This window comes from Mesorhizobium sp. WSM4848 (assembly GCF_055811375.1).
In genome coordinates this window covers 69,642-89,480 of record NZ_JBVVPX010000018.1, presented here as the reverse complement: position 1 = coordinate 89,480, position 19,839 = coordinate 69,642, and the positions used below count along the sequence as shown (strand labels likewise).

The following is a 19,839-nucleotide window of genomic DNA, read 5'->3' as shown; positions in this document are numbered from 1 at the left end:
TCGATGGAATAATGACCCAGAATGCATCCCAAGCGTCAAGCAATCATGATGGCTTCGGCCATGGCGGCGACATTTGCCACGGTCGGGCCAGCCCACGTGCATCCCCACGTATTCGCCGAGGCTCGCCTCGAAGTGATCCTCAGCCCGGATCACCAAAGTGTGAAGGCCTTGCGCCATGTCTGGCGCTTCGACGATTTGTTTTCGAGCACGGTGATGATGGAGTTCGACAAGAATTCCGACCTGAAGCTCGATGACAAGGAGCTGAAGGAAGTCGCCGATACCGTTCATGCTTCACTGGCGGAGTTCAATTACTTCCAGCTCGTCACCGTCGACGGCAAGGATGAGGCGATGAGCCCGCCGCCGCAGCTGATGGCGAATTTCGACAACGACCAGCTCATTATCCTGTTCGAATCCGAACCTAAGGCGCCGACCATGCTGGCCGGCAAGATCGATATCGGCGTCTATGATCCGACCTTCTACACGGCGATCGACTTCACCGAGGATGCCAATCTGCAGGTCGCCGGCTTGCCGTCGACCTGCACGAGCAAGGTCGTTCGTCCGAACCCCGACGAGGCGCTCGCCGCGAACCAGAAGACCCTGACGGACGCCTTCTTCAATGATCCGACAGGCACCGATATGAGCAAGATCTTTGCGACCAAGCTTGAACTGAACTGTCAGCCAAAAGGATAATCCGGTGACGAAACCGTCCCTGCGTTTGGCTTTCGGCCTTTTGGCCGCCGCCCTTGTGATGACGCACGTCCTCGGCTCAGCCCACGCCCAGAGCTCGCTCGGTATCGGCACCAACGACGGAATAGCTCCCAGCACCGGCCCGTTCGCCCAAATCCTGATGTGGATCAATCTGCGTCAGCAGGAATTCTACCGCGCGCTTGCCGGCGCGATGAAGGCGATGCGCGAGGACGGCAGCAAGCTGTGGCTGCTTATCGGCCTGTCCTTCGCCTACGGCATTTTCCATGCCGCCGGCCCCGGTCACGGCAAGGCGGTGATCTCGTCCTACATGGTCGCGAACGAAGTCGCGCTCAGGCGCGGCATCATGCTGTCCTTCGTCTCGGCCCTGTTGCAGGCGCTAACGGCGATCCTGGTGATGATGCTCGCCTACTTCGTCCTGCGCGGCACCACCATATCGATGACCGACGCGGCATGGTTCCTCGAAGTTACGAGTTTTGTCTTTGTCACCCTGTTCGGCGCCTGGCTTTTGTGGCGCAAGGCCGGCCCTGCCATCCTTCGCCTGTTCGGTGCGAACCCTGCCTATAGCCTTTCGGCGGCCCATGCCGGCCATTCGCAAACAGGCCATCCTGCGCACGCGCATTCGGTGCATGCGCTTCACGCACATGGCCATGACGGCCACGATAATCATGATCATGGCGCACACGACCATCACCATGACCATGGCGGGCACGATGACCATGGCGGGCACCATCACCATGCAGCGGGCGAGGTCTGCGAGACGTGCGGACATTCACACGCGCCCGACCCGGCGCTGCTTTCCGGCGACCGCTTCGACTGGCGCACCGCCTGGTCGGCGGTGGCTGCGGTCGGTATCCGGCCGTGCTCGGGCGCGCTGATCGTGCTGAGCTTTGCCATGCTCAACGGGCTGTGGTTCGGCGGCATCCTGTCAGTGCTGGCGATGGCGCTCGGCACCGCCATCACCGTCTCGATCCTGGCGACGCTGGCGGTGACGGCCAAGAACTGGGCGGTGTATTTCGCTGGCGACGGCCGCATGGGCAACCGCATCCATTCAATCGTCGAGATCGGCGGCGCAGCCTTCGTCTTTTTGTTCGGGTTGCTGTTGTTGTCGGCGAGCCTGACTGGCGGATAGCGCCTCGATTGGACGCGCAGGCGCCGCCCCTCATCGCCCTGCCGGGCACTTCTCCCGTATAGTGACGGGGAGAAGGAGCTGACCGCAACGCCGGCGCTGTTTTTGCAGCGCTGGTGATTGGCGAAACCGTCGATGAGAGCGCCCCTCGCCCCGTTTACGGGGAGAGGGTGCCGGCAGGCAGGTGAGGGGCAGCGCCGAGGTCGACAATTGGCGCGGGTGCTGGAAGGCGGCAGCCCACCGTGACCTGAATATCAACGCAAGTCAGATCTTCCCGCCAAGCTCGTCCTCGATATGGGCGCGGATGATGTCGTCGAAGCTGGTTTCGGCGGCAAAGCCAAGCTCCCTCGACCGCCGCGCCTCGAACCGTGTCGGCCAGCCCTTGACGATCGCCCAGATCGTGTCGTCGGGCTCCTCGCGGATCAGTTTCACCGCCTTGGCGCCGGCAATGCGTTCCAAGGCCTCGATCTGCTCGCCGACCGTGACGGCGACCCCGGGCATCGTCAGATTGCGGCGCGGCCCGACGGCGCTGCCGTCGATCCCTGCTGCGTGGATCAAAAAATTCACCGCCGAGCGCGGGCTGGCGTGGGTGTGCACGACAGAGCGCGGCACCGGCAATATTGCTTGCTGGCCGCTCAACGGCTCGCGGATGATGCCGGAGAAGAAGCCCGACGCGGCCTTGTTGGGCTTGCCCGGCCTGACGCAGATGGTCGGCAGCCTGATGCCGATGCCGTCAAAGAAGCCGCGCCGTGTATAATCGGCGAGCAATGCTTCGCCCATCAGCTTCTGCGTGCCGTAGGAGGTCAACGGCGTCGGGTGGAATTCGTCTGATATAATGTCCGGAAACGGTGCGCCGAACACGGCGATCGACGAGGTGAAGACGACGCGCGGCGCAAACCCCGCCAGTCTTACGGCATCGAACAGCGCCCTTGTGCCGTCGAGATTGACGCGATAGCCGAGATCGAAATTGGCCTCCGCCTCGCCCGACACGACGCCGGCGAGATGGAAGATCACGCCTGGGCGCGCCGCGACCAGCCGTTCCATCGCGCTCGCCACGGCGAGATCGCCTGTATGGATGGTGACGTCGACGCCATCCAGCGTCGGCGCCTGCGGCGGCACGATATCGTGAAGGTCGAGCGCGGCGATCTTGCGGCCGCTGAGCGTTCCATCCTTCGCCAGCCGGGCGATGAGCTTGCGGCCGACCATGCCTGCCGCGCCGGTAATCAAAACACGCATATCAATGATCCTTTTTGCGCTGACTGCGGCCACGCAGCCAAAACACGACGAAAATGGCCACCATGAAGACAGCGGCAATAATAGCGGCAAGAATGGTCGAGACGCGGCCAACCGCCAGCATCACGGTTGGCAGATAGTAGGCGGCGATGCCGAACAGCAGCAGCACCCAGAGTGCGCCTATCGCCGCATTGCGCGTGTCACGATCCATTACGCGGCCCGGACACGGCGGGAATTCATCAACTTCGTTACCAATGCCTTGGAACTCCTGGAGTCAGTGATAGTGGCGATGATGCGGAGCCGCATCATGCGCATGGTCGTGCTCGCCATCGAGCTTATCATCGGCGCAATGGCCGAATTCCGGTTCGACGGTGGCGTGGGCAATGCCATGCGCGGCAAGCCGCTTCTTGATGGCGCTGACCGCTTTGTGGGCATCGACACCATCATTGAGGCAAGCATGCAAGGTCGCCATGTTGCTTGACCCGTCAAGCGACCAGACATGCATGTGATGCACCTCGCGCACGCCGTTCACCGTCCGCTCTATGTCCCTGGCGATCAGATCGCGATCGAGGCTCGCCGGCACGCCTTCGAGCAGGACATGGGCTGCTTCGCGCATCAGCGACCAGGCGGTGGACAGAATCAGCAGCGAGACAAGGACGGACAGGATCGGATCGATAGGCGTCCAGCCCGTTGCCAGGATGATCAGCGCAGCGATGATCGCCGCCGCCGAGCCTAGCAGATCGCCGAGCACGTGCAGGATGGCACCGCGCATGTTCAGGCTGTCGCGGTCGCCGCCATGCAGCACGAAGAAGCAGCCGATATTGACCAGCAGACCAGCGATCGCAACAATGAGCATCGGCCCGCCGAGCACGGGCGCAGGCGTCAGCAGGCGTTCCCAGGCCTCATAGATGATCCACAGCGCAATGGCGAAGATGGCGATGCCGTTGGTATAGGCGACCAGCGTTTTGACCCGGCCGAAACCATAGGTGAGGCGAACCGTGGCCGGCCGGCCGGCCAGATGAAAAGCATACCAGGCAAGGCCGAGCGCGACACAGTCGGCGAGCATGTGGCCGGCATCCGCCAGCAGCGCCAGCGATCCCGTCAAGAGACCGCCAAACGCTTCCACGATCATGAATCCGGCGGTCAGGCAGGCGGCGATCAGCACCCGTTTCTTGTCGGTCGAGCCGTGCACATGACCGGCGCCGTGGCTGCGGTCATGCCCTTGCGAACCATGCACCATCTGCGAACTCCTGTCAGAGCTGATCCATCCCGGCAGAATCCGGAGGGAGGCCCAGTCTTCCTGTTTGCCCATGATCTTGCCCGAAAACCGGCTTCCACTTTTCGGGATCATGGTCCTTCCTGTTTGACCACGATCTTGCCCGAAAACTCGGCCTTCACTTTTCGGGGTCGTGGTCCTTGATCATGGTCAGGCGCCGAACTCGGCGCGGAAATCCTCGAGCCGTCGCCTCTGCCGGCCGTCGCCATCGAAGTTGGCCGGATCGAGCCATGCCTCATAGGCGCTGCGCAGTGCCGGCCACTCCTTGTCGATGATCGAGTACCAAGCGGTATCGCGGTTTTCGCCCTTGACCACAAGATGCTGGCGGAAAATGCCCTCGAACTTGAAGCCGAAACGGTCCGCCGCGCGCTTCGACGGCTCGTTGCGGTTGTTGCATTTCCATTCGTAGCGGCGATAGCCAAGCTCGTCGAAGATGTATTTCATGAACAGGAATTGCGCTTCCGTCGCCGGCGGCTTGCGCGAGATCAGCGGACCCCAATAGATGTTGCCGATCTCGATAACGCCATAGGCAGGGTCGATGCGCATCAGCGTCTGGCGTCCGGCGACCTTGCCGCTGGCCTTGTCGATGACGGTGAAGAACAGCGGGTCCTCGCTGGCTTCGGCCTTCTCTAGCCACGGCTGGAAGGCGGCGCGGGTCTGCGGCGGGTAATCGGGCAGCCAAGCGAAGCGGCCGTCGACATCAGGCACCGACGACGCCTCGAACAGGCCGTCGCCGTGCTTTTCGGAGTTCAGCGGCTCAAGCCTGACAGTGCGTCCCTCCAGCACCTTGCGCTTCGGCCGCGGGCGCGGTTGCCAATTCTTGAGATTTTCCGACACCCAAAGCTCCAATCCGTTTGACTTTGCGAAAGGACGCTCACAAAAACGCTCGCTCGGTGAAAGAACCACAGGGACGGGAAAAATGCTCCACACGATTTCGGCCTTCGACCGCCTCGGCGAGGAAAATGCCTTCGCGGTGCTGGCTCGTGCCACCGCGCTCGCCCATCAGGGCCGCGATATCGTCAATCTCGGCATCGGCCAGCCCGACTTCAAGACGCCGCAGCACATCGTCGAGGCGGCAATCAAGGCGCTGCGTGACGGCCACCACGGCTATACGCCGGCTAACGGCCTGCTGGCGACACGCGAAGCGGTGGCGCGCCGCACGCTGACCACAACCGGCGTCGAGGTGTCGCCCGAGGCGGTGATGATCCTGCCCGGCGGCAAGCCGACCATGTTCGCAGCGATCCTGATGTTCGGCGAACCGGGCACTGAAATCCTCTATCCCGATCCCGGCTTTCCCATTTATCGCTCGATGATCGAGTTCACCGGCGCTGCTCCGGTGCCGGTCCCGATGCGCGAGGAGAACGGCTTTGCCTTCTCGGCGCAGGAGACGCTGGCGCTGATCACGCCGAAGACCAGGCTGCTCATCCTTAACTCGCCGGCCAACCCGACCGGCGGGGTCACCCCCCGCGCCGAGATCGAGAAGCTGGTCAAGGGGCTGGAAGCGCACCCGGACGTCGCCATCCTCTCCGACGAGATCTACGACGTGATGACCTATGACGGCGAGACGCACTGCTCGCTGCTCAATTTCCCCGAGATCCGCGACCGGCTGATCGTGCTCAACGGCTGGTCGAAGACCTGGGCGATGACCGGCTGGCGCATGGGCTGGTCGATCTGGCCGAATGGCGACAAGGGCGCCCACCTCTACGACAAGGTGCGCAAGCTGGCGGTCAATTGCTGGTCCTGCGTCAATGCGCCGAGCCAGTATGCCGGCATCGCCGCCATCGACGGCCCGCAGGACGACGTCGACAAGATGATGCGCGCCTTCGACCGCCGCCGGAAAGTCGTGGTCGAAGGCTTGAACGCCTTGCCCGGGGTTTCCTGCGTCACGCCGAAGGGCGCTTTCTATGCCTTCCCCAATGTCTCAAAAACCGGCTGGAAGGCCAAGAAACTTGCCCCGGCTTTGCTTGAGGACGCCGGCGTAGCGCTGATCGGCGGACCTGATTTCGGCATTCTCGGCGAGGGCTATATCAGGCTGTCCTACGCCAATTCCGAGGAGAACATCCTGCGCGCGCTGGAGCGGATCAAGACGTTTCTGGGCAAGTGAGGGCGGGTACACGACCGACGAAAGGAGACGTCAGATGTTCTATGCCATCCTTGCCTATCACGTGGAAGAGGTGATCACGGCGCTGACGCCGGAGGAGGACGCGGCGCTGATGACCGACCTGCTCCAGATCCACGAACTTCTATATCGGGAAGGCAGCCTCGGCCCGGCGGCGCGGCTCGGGGCGACGCAAGACGCGTGCACCTTGCGCGGGCCGGGCGCCGGAATGGTCATTGACGGGCCCTTCGCCGAGACCAAGGAGCAATTGTTGGGACTGTACGTCGTCGACTGCGCCAACCGCGATGCAGCGATCGCGATTGCGCGCGACCTCCGCCGCGTCAATCCGACCGCCGTCTACGAAATCCGCCCTATTTCGCTATATCTCCCTGGGGTGCCGCTTTCGGTGACGCAGTCCTAGGGCCGCTCGTCGAGCGACTACCCTCGCCCGACATACGGCATCTTCGTCGCCATCACGGTCATGAACAGCACATTGGCGTCGAGCGGCAGGCTGGCCATATGGACGACGGCATCGGCGACCTGCTGAACATCCATCACCGCTTCGGCGGCTATGGAGCCATTGGCTTGCGGCACGCCGACCGTCATCGCCTGCGCCATGTCGGTCAGGGCGTTGCCGATGTCGATCTGGCCGCAGGCGATATCGTAGGGCCGGCCGTCCAGCGCCAGCGTCTTGGTCAGCCCGGTAATGGCGTGCTTGGTCGCCGTATAGGGCACTGAGCCCGGACGCGGCGCATAGGCAGACACCGAGCCGTTGTTGATGATGCGGCCGCCCATCGGCTGTTGCCTGCGCATGGCACCAAAGGCGGCGCGGGCGCACAGGAACGAGCCGGTGAGATTGACCCCGACGATGTCGTTCCACACCTCGACGGGGATCTCGTCAATCAATGTCGACTTGTAGCCCATGCCGGCATTGTTGAAGAGCAGGTCAACACGACCGAAAGCCGCCGCCACCGTCTCGAACAGATCGTCGACCTGGTCGGCCTTGCTGATGTCGCAGGCGACCGCCAGCGCCTTGGCTTGTGCCGATCCGGCCTCGGCGATCGCCTTGTTCAGCACCGGCTTGCGACGTCCGCAGAACACCGTATTCCAGCCGGCCCTGAGCAGCGCCGTGGCGACGGCTTTGCCGATGCCAGTGCCGGCGCCGGTGACGATGGCCGTTTTGTAGTCTGTCATAACTGTCCTCCTACAGCGCCGCGTGTCCGCAAAGGACGCCATAGCACCTTGATTTCGAGAAATTTGATCTTGCGCATGATCGCTCCCAAAAATCGATTCCGATTTCGGGTGATGCGCTAACCGGCTTCGTCAAAAAGGGCGGCCATTGGCGGCCGCCCTGATCTGAACCGGCTTGGGAGGAGGAAAGCCGATCCGACTGCTTAAAATCATGCGCTTCCTGGGTAAACGAGACATTAACGCGAAAGGACGCCGGATTCCTGCTCTCCGCGGCCCCGAAGCCTACCAGCGCGAATTGGCGGTTGCCTTGCCCGATCCCGGCACCCCTGACTCCGGCACCCCCGACGCCTGCTCCCCTGAGGCCGGCACTTTTGCCGCCGATACCGTCGCCTCGACATGGTCGAGCAGTGCATCGGGCAGGCTGAGGCGGCCGGCGAGCAGATCGAGATAGCCGCGTTCGGCACGTGTATTCGGATCGATGGCGAGGCGCGAGGCGGTGTAGAGCTCGAGCTTCTGGGCGTCGGTTTTGGCGCCGGCGACCAGCGTATCCAGGTCGAGCGGCCTTTCCAGTTCCGACAACAGGAATTTCTCCGCGTCGGAGTCGATGCCCGCGAGGCTGAGCTTGCCGGCGATCTTTTGCCGTTCGTCGTCATCGATATGGCCGTCGGCCTTCGCCGCCGAAATCATCGCGCGCACCAGCGTTAGCGTGAATTCGTCCTCGCCTTGCGGCGCTTGTGAGGGATGAAAGCTGGTGTCGGCGGGCGGCGGCAGCAATTCCGGTTGGCCGGCTGTGGCCTCCGCCGGCGCTTTGCCGTTCTTGTAGTTCTGGTAGGCCTTGTAGGCGAGGCCGCCGACAACGGCCAGGCCGCCGAGCTTCACCGCAGTGCCGGTGACCTGACGGCCGGCGCCGGTTCCCAGCAGCACCGCGGCCAGCGCGCCGGCGGCCAGCGGATTGTCCTTGGCCATCTGCATCGCCTGACCCCCTTTGTCGCGCACGGTCGACCCGGTTCCGGGAATTTGCGAGCCGAGCAGGTCGTTGATGAGCTTTTTGGGATCGAACATCAATGCCTCCAGAATTGGCCGGCCGAAAGCGCCGGGCAGGTTTTCGGACGTTGAACAGGTAGGCCCCACATATGGACATTACAATGACGGATGGGCGCTTTGCCGGTGATGGCACAAACGAGATGGCAGGATCCGCCTTGTCCAGCGCGTTGGGCCGAAAATCGCTTTTCGGAAAGCACGATTTATGGATTCAAAGGGTTAGAGCGTACTTTGTGCGTCCAAGCGGACGCACGTCGCTTTATCCGATATGCGGAGCCCTGCCTTGCGCTTCTGCAAGCTCGACCTGGCGCTGACGCTCGGCGTAGCGGGCGCGATCCTCGTCGGAACGGGCATCGTAGCAATGCGGGCATGAGATACCGGCGGCGTATTTCGACGACAGCAGGTCCTGCCCGGTCAGCGGATGCCGGCAGGCGCGGCAAAGTTCGGCCTCACCCTCGACCAAGCCGTGCGACACCGAGACGCGTTCGTCGAAGACGAAGCACTCGCCCTGCCAGAGGCTTTGCTCGGCAGGCACCTCTTCGAGATATTTCAGGATACCGCCCTTGAGATGGAACACATCCTCGAAGCCGAGCGACTTCACATAGGCCGTTGCCTTCTCGCAGCGTATGCCGCCGGTGCAGAACATGGCCACCTTCCGGCCGACGAGCTCGGCCCGATGCTGCTCGACCCAGGCCGGGAATTCGCGAAAGCTCGTTGTCGCGGGATCGACCGCTCCCTTGAAAGTGCCGATCGATACCTCGTAGGCGTTGCGCGTGTCGATGACGATCGTCTCCGCATCCGATATCAGCGCGTTCCAGTCGGCCGGTGCGACATAGGTGCCGGCGCTTGCCGCCGGATCGAGATGCCTAACGCCCATGGTGACGATCTCGCGCTTCAGCCGCACCTTCATGCGGTGAAACGGCATCTGCGCGGCGCTGCTGTACTTGACCTCGAAACCGGCGAGACCGTCGATGGATTCGAGATGATCGATGAGCGCGGCGATGTCAGCTTCGGTGCCGGCCACCGTGCCGTTGATGCCCTCATGCGCCAGCAGCAGCGTGCCCTTGATACCGCGTCCGCAGCAAAAGGCGGCGAGCGGCGCGCGCAACGCCTCAAAGTCGTCGAGTCGGGCAAACCTGTAGAGAGCAGCAACGCGCAGGGGTTGATTGGGCAGTGTCATCGCCGAAGCCACTAAACGCTCGTGACGGCCGATTCAAGGCTGACGCGCGAAGCAGCTTCTCCCTGGCGGCTTTGACGGCCGGTCTGAAGGACTTGCCGGCAGCGCGTGACATCGCGACACGCTTCGCTTCGTGGACAGAAAACCGGCCTTCTGCTAACCGATTGAACGGATCAATACCGGAGAGACGACAAATGCCCAGCAAGACCGAAAAGCTCCTGTCGCTCCTCAACGGCCAACCGGTTATCCCGGTGCTGAAGATCGCCAATCTCGCCGATGCCGTGCCGCTGGCGCGCGCGCTGGCGCGCGGCGGCCTGCCGGCGATCGAGATCACGCTGCGGACCGCTGATGCGCTGGAGGCGATACGGCGCGTGGCAAGCGAGGTCGAGGACGCCATCGTCGGCGCCGGCACAATTCTGGACGCCCGCCAGTTCGGCGAGGCGGCGGCCGCCGGATCGAAGTTCATCGTCAGCCCCGGCATCACCCGCGAGCTTCTGGCGGCGGCGAAGGACAGCGACGTTCCGTTGCTGCCCGGCGCCATCACGCCCGGTGAGATCATGGCCGCTCGCGAGGCAGGCCTGCGTTTCCTGAAATTCTTCCCGGCAGAACAGTCGGGCGGCATCGCCTCGCTCAAGGCATTCGCCTCGCCGCTCGCCGATGTCCAATTCTGCCCGACCGGCGGCATCACCGACAAGAACGCCGGCGACTATCTGAGCCTGCCCAACGTCATCTGCGTCGGCGGCTCCTGGGTGGCGCCGGACGATCTGGTCAGGGCCGGCAAATGGGACGAAATCGAAGCCCTGGCGCGCGCCGCAAGCAAGCTCGGGCGATAGAGACAACTCTCACCCCAAGCGGACCAATGCATGCCCGCGCAAAAGCCTGCCCTCGGGCCTGACCCGAAGGCGTGCAGCTTTGCGATAACGACATGCATAAAAAAGCCGCGCGGGTTATCGGCGCGGCTTTTTGTTGGTTGGTCGATCCGCTACTCGGTCCTGAAGCGGGCGACCGACAGGAACTTGACGGCATTGCCGGTGAACCGGTTGGCGTCGGCCAGTTGATCGTCCGCCTGGAAGCCCACGGTATAGACTTCGGTTGGCGGCGTGTGCACGATATTATAGGCGTAGCGCGGCTCCATCGTTGCGCTGGAGACGGTGGCGACATTCTCGCCGCTGTTCAACGCCCAGCGCGCCGCCTTCGGCTCGGCGGCGACCACCACGGACTTGGGACCAGGCTTCAGGTCACGGGCGGTCGCCCTGGCTGCCTTGCGGGTGGTCTTCACACCGGTGCCGATCGCTGCGGCCGGATCGGAGCCAGCCGGGCGGGTAAAGACAGCATCGCGCGGCGATGCTGCATTGCCCTTGGCCGGCTCACCGAAGACCGAGCTTGGCTGGGAGAGCGAAGCGACCTGGTATTCGTCGGTTGCGCTGACCCGCTCGAGGACGGCTTTGACCGCGTCAGACTGGACCGCGGCAGGCTGGACCAACTCGGGCTGGGCCAAGTCAGCCCGGGCCAAGTCAGGCTGGGCCAGATCGGGCCGAGCCGACGGCAGCACCGAGAACACATCGGTAGCGGTCTTGCCGTGGCCTGCCGTATCCGCCAGCGCCAGAAGCACAGCCTTGTCCTGCGGCGCAAGGTCGGCCGCGGCAAGATCAGCCGGCAGCGAGTGATTGGGACGCCAGGTCGGCAACGGAATGTTGTTGGCCGCAGCCGGCGCATCGGCGACAACGGACGGTTCGGCCATGCCGAAGGGAGCGTTTGCCGGCGCTTGCGCGGTCGTCACCGCCTGTTCGGTGGTGGCGGTGGCATCCGCCACGCCGAACGGAACGTTTTCGGGCGGCTGAGCAACATCGGCCTTCGGACGCGGGGCGAAATCAGGCAGCGGCACGCTGCGCGCCGGCAGCGCCGCGATGATCGTTTCCGGCGTGTCCTCCTCCGGTTCCGGAGCAGGCGCATCGGCGATTTGCGGAATCTCGGCGCGCTTCGCATTCTCAGGTGACACGATGGCAATGCCCGGAAGCTTGCTGTTCGTGGCGGCCGGCGCCGGCTTCGCGGTCGCCAGCTTCACGTTCGCCGGCTTCACGGTTGACTTCGGCGTTGGCGCGACTGCCACATCGGCGCTGTCATCGGCCTCGTCTTCACCACCGCCGAAGAAAGCCGCCAGCAGACCGCCGGATCTTTTGGCACCGCCACCTGCGCTGGCCATTTCGATGGCGGGAGCGCCGGCGCCCTTGCGCGCCTTGTAGGAGGCGAGCGCCTGTGAATAGCCGGGCAGCGGCTTGCCGTCGCTCGGCACATGCAGCGTCTTGCCGTTGGGGAACACGCGCGCCAGTTCCTGGCGGCTGATGCCAGGCCAGTGCCGCACATTGCCGACATCCATGTGGACAAAGGGCGAGCCGGACCTCGGATAATAGCCGACGCCGCCGCCCTGCATCCGCAGACCGATGTCGCGCAGTTTCTTCAGCGGCACGCCAGGAATGTAGAAGTCCATGGCCTTGCCGAGCGTATGCTGGCTTTTCTTGGCGACGCCCCTGCTGCGACTGCGCAGCATCGAGTTCGTCGATGACGAGCGATAACCACACACGACCTGGATGTAGTCGCGGGCGCCGCTCTGCCGATAAGCCTCCCAGACCAGGTCGAGCAGGCGCGGATCCATCTTGGTCGGCTCGTTGCGGCGCCAGTCGCGCAGGATGACGTTGATCTTTTTCAGACCCGCCTGATCGTAGCGGCCGCCGCGCTTGAAGACGATCTCCGCCTTCTCTTTGGTGTGCAGGTTGTAGAGTTTCAGCGAACGTGTCTGGGCGCTGGCGCCGGTCGCAGCCGCTATAAGGAACCCTAAGGCGAGAATCACCGCTGCCAGCCATCTCGGCCAGGCGCTCATGTGATAGTGCCGCCCGTTTGTGTGTCGTTCGACTTTGTTCAAATCAAAAGGCCTTGCAGGCTGCCGTTTGTCCCCGGATTTGACCAACGGATGCGGTGGTGTTCGTATCCGAATATCGATCCTAATGGTTAATCATCGCTTATTGAAGCCGAAATGCGGTAACACCGTGGCGATATCCCGTCAAAAATATTGCACGGGGTTTCTTGGTAAACTGCTGGTTTAGATCATGTTTCGGGCTTTGCCTGAACACGATCTGTTACCAGCCGCCCCAATGCGTGAACACTGCCGGCAAGCGCGTCACTCGTGCCGCACGTCACGCCCGATCGACGACTGTCAACTGTTCTGATGCCAAGCTGGCAAGCTGGTCCAGACTTGCCATGTCAGGAAGCAGACTTGCGTTGTCAGGAAGCAAGCCGGTCGATACGGCCTGTTTCCGGATCGATGCCGTATTCCTTGAGTTTCCTGTAAAGCGTCGAGCGGCCGATGCCGAGGCGGCGGGCAACTTCACTCATCTGGCCGTTATAATGGTCGATGGCGAGCTTGATCATTTCGAGTTCGACATCGGCCAGCGCCCGCACATTGCCGCGTTCGTCCAGCGCCCGCAGCGTGCCGAAGCGCGGCTGCGGCCTGGCTGGCGGATCGAGCTCGGTTGCAGCGATGCCGTTATCCTCGCCAAACGGCTCGTTGACCAGAGGCAACGCGTGCAGCGCGCCATGCGCATCGAGGTTGACGGTGCCCTCGACCTGCGCCCGGATCTGCGGAAACTCCTCTTCGGTCAGCACATCGCCTTCACAAAGCACCGAGGCCCGAAAGACGGCGTTTTCCAGCTGGCGGATGTTTCCCGGCCAGTCGTAGGCCTGCAGCATGGCGAGCGCCGCCGCCGAAATGCCGTGCAGGCGATGACGTGGACCGGTGGGCGCGACCTTGTCCAGAAAATGCTCGACCAAATACGGAATGTCGTCGCGACGATCGCGCAGCGGCGGCACGAAGATCGGATAGACGTTCAGGCGGTAGAACAGATCCTCGCGGAACTTGCCGTCCTTGACCTGCTGGAGAAGATTGCGGTGTGTCGCCGAGATCAGCCTGATGTCGACCCTGACGGTCGAACGCCCGCCGACCGGATCGACCTCACCGTCCTGCACGGCGCGCAGCAGCTTGACCTGCACGTCGAGCGGCAGGTCGCCGATTTCGTCGAGGAAGAGCGTGCCCGAATGCGCCTCGACGAACTTGCCGGTGTGCTTTTCGGTGGCGCCGGTGAACGAGCCCTTCTCATGGCCGAACAGGATCGATTCGACCAGATTGTCGGGGATGGCGCCGCAATTGACGGTAACGAACGGTTTTGAGCGGCGATCGCCGCTGCCCTGGATGGCGCGCGCCACCAGCTCCTTGCCGACACCGGATTCGCCTTCGATAAGAATCGGGATGTTGGACGCGGCCGCCTTCTGGCCGAGACGAATCACCCGGTCCATCGCCGGGCTGTGCGTGATCATGTCCTTGAAGGTCAGATGGCCGCCGCGCCGTCGCGACGTGCGCTTCACTTCCCCCTCGACCGCCTCGACTTTGAGCGCGTTGCCGATCGATGCCTGCAGCCTGTCGGGAGATGCCGGCTTGACGACGAAATCGAAAGCGCCGTGACGCATGGCCGAAACGACGGTTTCGATGCCACCCTGGGCGGTTTGCACGATGACCGGAACCTGGATGCCGCGCTCACGCATCGCCTTCAGCACGCCGATGCCGTCGAGGCCCGGCATGACAAGGTCGAGGATGACCACCGAGACGCTGCGCGCATTGGGCCCGTCGAGCGCGTCGAGACCGGCCTCGCCGCCATCCGTGATGATCGCGCTGTGGCCGAATTTCGTCACCGCCGCCTCGAGCAGCCTGCGCTGCACGGGATCGTCATCGACTATGAGTATGGAACCTGTCATGACTGGTTCAACGATGCTCGCCCAATATGCCCACCCCACTGTGCCGACCCAATGGGAATCCAACCCTATGGATCATCCTGGCACAGGGTTCTAAATAACCTTTCAAAAAACCCGGTGAACGAATTCCTTAGGATTTGACCGGCTTTTCTCATCCCCTTGAATCTTTGGCCCTTTGAATCTTTGGGTCTGACCGCTTAGGTCTTGCAATCTGGAAAGTATCGGCAATGAGCATGGTTTTTGGTCGGCAGGGTGCGGCGGCGTCCGGTCAGGGCGCGGCGGAGCTTGGTGATCTGCCGGAATGGGATCTCGCCGATCTCTATTCCGGCATGGACGCCCCCGAGCTGAAACGCGACATCGCCAAGGCGATCGCCGATGCCATCAGCTTCGAGAGCCGCTGGAAAGGCACGCTCGCCGCCGAGGCGGAGCGTGCCGACAGCGGCAGGCTGGGCGAGGCGCTTGCCGCCTATGAGGCGCTGGAGGAACTGATCGGCCGGATCGTCTCCTATGCCGGGCTGATCTATGCCGGCAACACCGCGGATCCGCAGCGCGCCAAGCTCTATGGCGACATTCAGGAGAAGATGACCGACGCCAGCGCGCATCTTCTGTTTTTCGCGCTCGAACTGAATCTTGTCGACGATGCCGCGATCGAAACCGCGCTTGCTGCCGATCCCGCCTTCGCTCACTACCGGCCGTGGGTGCTTGATCTGCGCATGGACAAACCCTACCAGCTCGAAGACCGGGTCGAGCAGCTTCTCCATGAGAAGTCGATTACCGGACGCGGCGCCTGGAACCGCTTGTTCGACGAGACGATGACCGATCTGCGCTTCGACATCGATGGCGAAGAGCTGACCCTGGAGCCGGCGCTGAACCGCCTCCAGCACGCCGATGGCGAGGTGCGCCGCCGGGCTTCTGAAGCGCTGGCCGCAACCTTCCGCAAGAATCTGCGCACGTTCACGCTGATCACCAACACGCTGGCCAAGGACAAGGAGATTTCCGACCGCTGGCGCGGCTTCGAGGACATCGCCGATTCGCGTCATCTCGCCAACCGCGTCGAGCGCAGCGTTGTGGATGCGCTGGCCTCAGCCGTTCGTGACGCTTATCCGCGCCTGTCACACCGCTACTACGCGATGAAGGCGCGCTGGCTCGGCATGGAAGTGATGAACCACTGGGACCGCAACGCGCCGTTGCCGGAGACCCCGCAAGCGATCATCGGCTGGGACGATGCCAAGAACACGGTGCTTTCCGCCTATCAGCGCTTTTCACCTGATATGGCGGAGATTGCCCGGATTTTCTTCGACCGCAACTGGATCGACGCGCCGGTAAGGCCTGGCAAGTCGCCGGGCGCCTTCGCGCATCCGACCGTACCGTCGGCGCATCCCTATGTCCTGCTCAACTACATGGGCAAGCCGCGCGACGTGATGACGCTGGCGCATGAGCTTGGCCACGGCGTGCATCAGGTGCTCGCCGCAGGCCAGGGCGCGCTGATGGCCTCGACGCCGCTGACACTGGCCGAGACGGCGTCCGTCTTCGGCGAGATGCTGACCTTCCGCTCGCTGCTGGACCAGACCACCGACAAGCGCGAGCGCAAGGCCATGCTTGCCCAGAAGGTCGAGGACATGATCAACACGGTCGTGCGCCAGATCGCTTTCTACGAGTTCGAGCGCAAGGTGCATGCCGAGCGCAAAAACGGCGAGTTGACATCGGACAGGCTCGGCCAGTTCTGGCTGGAGGTGCAGGCGGAAAGCCTCGGGCCGGCGATCAAGCTGCGCGAGGGTTACGAGGTCTTCTGGAGCTATATTCCACACTTCATCCATTCGCCTTTCTACGTCTACGCCTATGCGTTCGGCGACTGCCTGGTGAATTCGCTTTATGCGGTCTATCAGAATGCAGAGCGTGGCTTTCAGGACAAATATTTTGCCATGCTGCGCGCCGGCGGCACCAAGCATCATTCCGAGCTCCTGGCACCCTTCGGTCTTGATGCCACCGATCCTGCCTTCTGGCAGATCGGACTTGGCGTGATCGGCGGGCTGATCGACGAGCTCGAAGCTTTGGACAATTGACGCACTGCGCTGAATATCCAGGTTCGACAGAACAGTTTAGCCGCAATGCATATTGCGGCCATTCTATTCTTGCGCTAAATATCTGTTCTTAAATAACTCTCCGTGGAATTTTTCCGTTAGCTTTCCGGAAGCTGTATGATAGCGTCCCGCCTCAACCGCAGTCGGGCGCGGGGCTTAGGCCAAATCTTCGGCCGGTCACGGCGCTTCGACGAGCGCCGTTGGCCATGGCAGGGAAAGCCAGTCGCCGACAGCGCGATTTAAGCCGGCTGTTCCGCGAGCAGCGGAGCCACCATTGAATGGTCCTTGTGCCAAGGTCCCAGGCCACGGCAGATGGATCGGACTGGAGAGAGACAATGGGCACTTTTTTCTACATGCTCCTGGCGTTCCTAGTAGGTGTGTTGGCTGGCTGGTTCATCTGGGGACGCCCGCGTGGCGATCTCGACAGCCTGCGCGGTGACATGGACCGCACCCGCAGCGAGCGCGACAGGCTGCGCGCCGACGCCGACCGCCTGACCCGTGAGCTGGAAGCATGCCGTGGCGCCCGCGCCGACCTGGAGCGCCAGTTGGGCGAGGCACAAGGCACCAAGACCGGTGCGACAAAGGCAGCAATCCCGGCACCGTCGGCATTGATGGCGGCGTCGGCCAAGACGACGCCGGCCAAGACCGCGCCAGCCAAGACCGCGCCAGCACAGTCCGGGCCAGCAAAGACCACGTCCAAGAAGCCGGCGGCCGCGAAGGCGGCAGCCGCGCCGAAGGCCAGTGCGTCGAACGCGTCGAAAGCGAGTGCGGCGAAAGCGAGCGCGACGCCGGCAAGTGCGCCAAAACCTCCCGCATCGAGTGCTGCACCGAAGAGCGCTGCGCCAGCGGCAAAGAAAGCCGCGACAACAAAGGCGGCGGTGGGCAAAGCCAGCAATCTGCGCCGCCTGATCGGCATCGGCCCGGCCAACGAGCGACTGCTCCACGGGCTCGGAGTCACGACCTATGCGCAAATCGCCGCCTGGACGGCCGCCGACGTCAAGCGGATCGAGGAGACGTTGAACTTCGACGGCCGCATCGAGCGTGAGCGCTGGATTGAGCAGGCGAAACTGCTTGCCGCCGGCGATGAGGAGGAATTCGCGCGCCGCTTCCCTACCGCCGGGACCGGGAGCAACACCTGAATTGCCTGCCGGCATCGAGCACATAAGAGACCGGCGGCGCCCGCGAGGTGCCGCCGGTTTGCTTTTGCATCAAGCTGCGTTTGCGTCTTGAGACGCCGGTGTCTCGATTGCGCGCGATCGAGCCGCCATATAGAGCGATAGCTGGCGTCATCGATCGCAGCATCCGAGTCCCATGCCCCTGCCCTCTGCAATTTTTCGCAATGACGAGCGCGCACATCAGCTCGTCTTCGACCGGCCGGCCGATATCATCGTGGCGCATGAGGCTGAGGAGTTCCTGCCGGCGCTGGAAATTGCGCAGGCCGCGCATGACGCCGGCAAATGGCTGGCCGGCTATTTCTCCTACGAGGCCGGCTACCTGCTCGAGCCGAAGCTCGTTCCGCTGCTGCCGGGCGGACGCCGCGCCCCGCTTGTCTGCCTGGGGATTTTCGACGCGCCTGTCGAACAGCCGGTCGTGCCCGGCAACGCGCCGTCGACCAACGGCCCAATCTTCGACGCCCCGATCTTCAATGCAAGGGCCGCCTGGTCCTCAGAAGACTACGCAAAACGCTTTGCCCGGCTCCACAATCACATTCGCAAGGGTGATTGCTATCAGGGCAATCTGACCTTTCCGGTTCATGCGCAGTGGTCGGGCGATCCGCTGGCCGCCTTCGATGCGCTGACGGAGCGCCAGCCGGTGAAATACGGCGCGCTGATCGCGCTCGGCGATCCGGTCGTCTTGTCGCGTTCGCCGGAACTGTTCTTCGAGATCAACGCCGCAGGCATGATCGAGACGCATCCGATGAAGGGCACCGCCCCGCGCGGCGCGACCAAGGCGGAGGACAAGCGGCTGAAGGCGTTCTTGCTCAATGACGAGAAGAACCAGGCTGAGAACCGGATGATCGTCGATCTGCTGCGCAACGACATTTCGCTGATCAGCGAAGTCGGCACGCTGGAGGTGCCGGAGCTTTTTCGCATCGAGAGCTACCCGACCGTCCACCAGATGGTGAGCCGCGTGCGGGCCAAGCTGTTGCCGGACCTCACCATCCGCCGGATATTCGCGGCGCTGTTTCCATGCGGATCGATCACCGGCGCCCCGAAAATCCGTGCCATGGAAATCCTGCACGATCTGGAAGCCACGCCGCGCGACGTCTATTGCGGCGCCATCGGCTGGATCGCGCCCGGCGGCACGATGCGCTTTTCGGTGGCGATCCGCACCATATCGCTCTTTTCCAGCGGCGAGGCCGTCTACAATGTCGGCGGCGGCGTCGTCTTCGATTCGACGGCCGAGGAGGAGTATCAGGAGTGCCTGCTGAAAGCGCGCTACGCGACGGGAACACTGCCGATTTCGAGCTGATCGAAACCATGCGCTGGCAGCCGGGCCAGGGCTTCCTCCGTTTCGACCGCCATTTGGCACGCCTTTATGGCTCGGCGGCCGAACTGGGTTTTGCCTGCGATCCGCAGAAGGTCGGCGAGATGCTCAGGAACGCCGTCGACCGGCCGGACATCGCCTTGCGCACACGCCTCGTCCTGTCGCGCAGCGGCAAGGTGACCGTCTCGGCGCTGCCTTATGAGCCGCACTCTGCCGACAAGGTGTGGAGGCTGCAACTGGCGCGGGTGCGGCTTCAATCAAGCGACACGCTGCTGCGCCACAAGACGAGCCGCCGGGACATCTATCAGCGGGCGCGCGCCGAATATCTGATCAGCCGGGCCGACGAGGTTCTCTTGGCCAACGAGCGTGGCGAAATCTGTGAGGGCACGATCACCAACCTGTTTGCCGACTTCGGCGACGGCGCGCTGGCAACACCGCGGCTCGATTGCGGCCTGCTGCCTGGCGTCTTACGCGGCGAATTGCTGGACGAAGGCCGCGCCCGCGAAGCAATCTACAGCCTGGACGATCTGAAGTCGGCCAAAGCGCTGTTCGTCGGCAATTCACTGCGCGGACTGATCCCGGCACGGCTTGGCTGAAACGCAATCGAAGGCACCGGACGGC

General features: G+C 63.3%; 18 protein-coding genes. 9 read left to right on the top strand and 9 right to left on the bottom strand.

The window, feature by feature from the left end; translation table 11 throughout:
• Positions 1-21: 21 nt before the first annotated feature.
• Together AC0L16_RS17985 and AC0L16_RS17980 are read left to right on the top strand one after the other, a co-directional pair.
• Positions 22-690 (top strand): DUF1007 family protein, encoded by a 669-nt coding sequence (locus tag AC0L16_RS17985; RefSeq protein ID WP_473622290.1) that lies wholly within the window; start codon positions 22-24, stop codon positions 688-690.
• Positions 691-694: 4 nt separating this feature from the next.
• Entirely contained in the window at positions 695-1,837 is a 1,143-nt protein-coding gene (locus AC0L16_RS17980) for a nickel/cobalt transporter (RefSeq protein WP_473622289.1), read from the top strand.
• Positions 1,838-2,098: 261 nt separating this feature from the next.
• Here AC0L16_RS17980 and denD read toward each other — a convergent pair whose 3' ends face one another.
• From denD to AC0L16_RS17960, 4 genes are all read right to left on the bottom strand, one after another.
• On the bottom strand, positions 2,099-3,070 hold the full coding sequence (gene denD / locus AC0L16_RS17975; protein ID WP_473622288.1) for a D-erythronate dehydrogenase: 972 nt from the start codon (positions 3,068-3,070) through the stop codon (positions 2,099-2,101).
• A gap of 1 nt (position 3,071) precedes the next feature.
• Positions 3,072-3,278, bottom strand: a complete 207-nt coding sequence (locus AC0L16_RS17970; RefSeq protein WP_027153224.1) for a hypothetical protein — start codon at positions 3,276-3,278, stop codon at positions 3,072-3,074.
• A gap of 63 nt (positions 3,279-3,341) precedes the next feature.
• Positions 3,342-4,307 carry a cation diffusion facilitator family transporter gene (locus tag AC0L16_RS17965; protein ID WP_473622326.1) on the bottom strand — a complete coding sequence of 322 codons (966 nt, stop codon included), beginning with the start codon at positions 4,305-4,307 and terminating at the stop codon, positions 3,342-3,344.
• Between the two features lie 186 nt (positions 4,308-4,493).
• Positions 4,494-5,180 carry a GNAT family N-acetyltransferase gene (locus tag AC0L16_RS17960; RefSeq protein WP_473622286.1) on the bottom strand — a complete coding sequence of 229 codons (687 nt, stop codon included), beginning with the start codon at positions 5,178-5,180 and terminating at the stop codon, positions 4,494-4,496.
• 82 nt (positions 5,181-5,262) lie between these two features.
• Between AC0L16_RS17960 and AC0L16_RS17955 the strand changes: the two genes are divergently transcribed.
• Complete coding sequence (locus tag AC0L16_RS17955; protein ID WP_473622285.1) at positions 5,263-6,447, top strand: pyridoxal phosphate-dependent aminotransferase; 1,185 nt, start codon at positions 5,263-5,265, stop codon at positions 6,445-6,447.
• Between the two features lie 34 nt (positions 6,448-6,481).
• Positions 6,482-6,862 (top strand): YciI family protein, encoded by a 381-nt coding sequence (locus AC0L16_RS17950; protein ID WP_473622284.1) that lies wholly within the window; start codon positions 6,482-6,484, stop codon positions 6,860-6,862.
• Between the two features lie 17 nt (positions 6,863-6,879).
• Here the strand turns inward: AC0L16_RS17950 and AC0L16_RS17945 are convergent, their stop codons facing one another.
• The 3 genes from AC0L16_RS17945 to trhO all read right to left on the bottom strand — a co-directional run bounded on the left by AC0L16_RS17945 (position 6,880) and on the right by trhO (position 9,853).
• Complete coding sequence (locus AC0L16_RS17945; RefSeq protein ID WP_473622283.1) at positions 6,880-7,635, bottom strand: SDR family oxidoreductase; 756 nt, start codon at positions 7,633-7,635, stop codon at positions 6,880-6,882.
• A gap of 279 nt (positions 7,636-7,914) precedes the next feature.
• Positions 7,915-8,694, bottom strand: a complete 780-nt coding sequence (locus AC0L16_RS17940; RefSeq protein WP_473622282.1) for a tellurite resistance TerB family protein — start codon at positions 8,692-8,694, stop codon at positions 7,915-7,917.
• A 238-nt stretch (positions 8,695-8,932) separates the two neighbouring features.
• A complete protein-coding gene (trhO, locus tag AC0L16_RS17935; RefSeq protein ID WP_473622281.1) occupies positions 8,933-9,853 on the bottom strand; it encodes an oxygen-dependent tRNA uridine(34) hydroxylase TrhO in 921 nt (306 codons plus the stop codon).
• Positions 9,854-10,044: 191 nt separating this feature from the next.
• Here trhO and AC0L16_RS17930 point away from each other — a divergent pair, with 191 nt between their 5' ends.
• On the top strand, positions 10,045-10,683 hold the full coding sequence (locus AC0L16_RS17930; protein WP_473622280.1) for a 2-dehydro-3-deoxy-phosphogluconate aldolase: 639 nt from the start codon (positions 10,045-10,047) through the stop codon (positions 10,681-10,683).
• Between the two features lie 149 nt (positions 10,684-10,832).
• Here the strand turns inward: AC0L16_RS17930 and mepK are convergent, their stop codons facing one another.
• Together mepK and AC0L16_RS17920 are read right to left on the bottom strand one after the other, a co-directional pair.
• Entirely contained in the window at positions 10,833-12,728 is a 1,896-nt protein-coding gene (gene mepK / locus AC0L16_RS17925; protein WP_473622278.1) for a peptidoglycan L,D-endopeptidase MepK, read from the bottom strand.
• A gap of 401 nt (positions 12,729-13,129) precedes the next feature.
• On the bottom strand, positions 13,130-14,653 hold the full coding sequence (locus AC0L16_RS17920; RefSeq protein WP_473622277.1) for a sigma-54-dependent transcriptional regulator: 1,524 nt from the start codon (positions 14,651-14,653) through the stop codon (positions 13,130-13,132).
• 224 nt (positions 14,654-14,877) lie between these two features.
• Here AC0L16_RS17920 and AC0L16_RS17915 point away from each other — a divergent pair, with 224 nt between their 5' ends.
• The 4 genes from AC0L16_RS17915 (at position 14,878) to AC0L16_RS17900 (ending at position 19,814) form a co-directional block, all read left to right on the top strand.
• On the top strand, positions 14,878-16,713 hold the full coding sequence (locus AC0L16_RS17915) for a M3 family oligoendopeptidase (RefSeq protein ID WP_473622276.1): 1,836 nt from the start codon (positions 14,878-14,880) through the stop codon (positions 16,711-16,713).
• A gap of 353 nt (positions 16,714-17,066) precedes the next feature.
• Positions 17,067-17,870 (top strand): proton-conducting membrane transporter, encoded by an 804-nt coding sequence (locus tag AC0L16_RS17910; RefSeq protein WP_473622274.1) that lies wholly within the window; start codon positions 17,067-17,069, stop codon positions 17,868-17,870.
• A 172-nt stretch (positions 17,871-18,042) separates the two neighbouring features.
• Complete coding sequence (locus AC0L16_RS17905; RefSeq protein ID WP_473622273.1) at positions 18,043-19,203, top strand: aminodeoxychorismate synthase component I; 1,161 nt, start codon at positions 18,043-18,045, stop codon at positions 19,201-19,203.
• A complete protein-coding gene (locus tag AC0L16_RS17900; protein ID WP_473622272.1) occupies positions 19,152-19,814 on the top strand; it encodes an aminotransferase class IV family protein in 663 nt (220 codons plus the stop codon). Before AC0L16_RS17905 ends, AC0L16_RS17900 begins: the two co-directional genes overlap by 52 nt.
• Positions 19,815-19,839: the final 25 nt, after the last annotated feature.

Coding starts and splice junctions, on each gene's coding strand:
- AC0L16_RS17930 (WP_473622280.1), top strand. CDS start 10,045: ATGCCCAGCAAGACCGAAAAGCTCCTGTCGCTCCTCAACGGCCAACCG.
- AC0L16_RS17915 (WP_473622276.1), top strand. CDS start 14,878: ATGAGCATGGTTTTTGGTCGGCAGGGTGCGGCGGCGTCCGGTCAGGGC.
- AC0L16_RS17940 (WP_473622282.1), bottom strand. CDS start 8,694: ATGTTCGATCCCAAAAAGCTCATCAACGACCTGCTCGGCTCGCAAATT.
- AC0L16_RS17905 (WP_473622273.1), top strand. CDS start 18,043: ATGCCCCTGCCCTCTGCAATTTTTCGCAATGACGAGCGCGCACATCAG.
- AC0L16_RS17945 (WP_473622283.1), bottom strand. CDS start 7,635: ATGACAGACTACAAAACGGCCATCGTCACCGGCGCCGGCACTGGCATC.
- mepK (WP_473622278.1), bottom strand. CDS start 12,728: ATGAGCGCCTGGCCGAGATGGCTGGCAGCGGTGATTCTCGCCTTAGGG.
- AC0L16_RS17920 (WP_473622277.1), bottom strand. CDS start 14,653: ATGACAGGTTCCATACTCATAGTCGATGACGATCCCGTGCAGCGCAGG.
- trhO (WP_473622281.1), bottom strand. CDS start 9,853: ATGACACTGCCCAATCAACCCCTGCGCGTTGCTGCTCTCTACAGGTTT.
- AC0L16_RS17985 (WP_473622290.1), top strand. CDS start 22: ATGCATCCCAAGCGTCAAGCAATCATGATGGCTTCGGCCATGGCGGCG.
- AC0L16_RS17970 (WP_027153224.1), bottom strand. CDS start 3,278: ATGGATCGTGACACGCGCAATGCGGCGATAGGCGCACTCTGGGTGCTG.
- AC0L16_RS17910 (WP_473622274.1), top strand. CDS start 17,067: ATGGGCACTTTTTTCTACATGCTCCTGGCGTTCCTAGTAGGTGTGTTG.
- AC0L16_RS17955 (WP_473622285.1), top strand. CDS start 5,263: ATGCTCCACACGATTTCGGCCTTCGACCGCCTCGGCGAGGAAAATGCC.
- AC0L16_RS17950 (WP_473622284.1), top strand. CDS start 6,482: ATGTTCTATGCCATCCTTGCCTATCACGTGGAAGAGGTGATCACGGCG.
- denD (WP_473622288.1), bottom strand. CDS start 3,070: ATGCGTGTTTTGATTACCGGCGCGGCAGGCATGGTCGGCCGCAAGCTC.
- AC0L16_RS17965 (WP_473622326.1), bottom strand. CDS start 4,307: ATGGTGCATGGTTCGCAAGGGCATGACCGCAGCCACGGCGCCGGTCAT.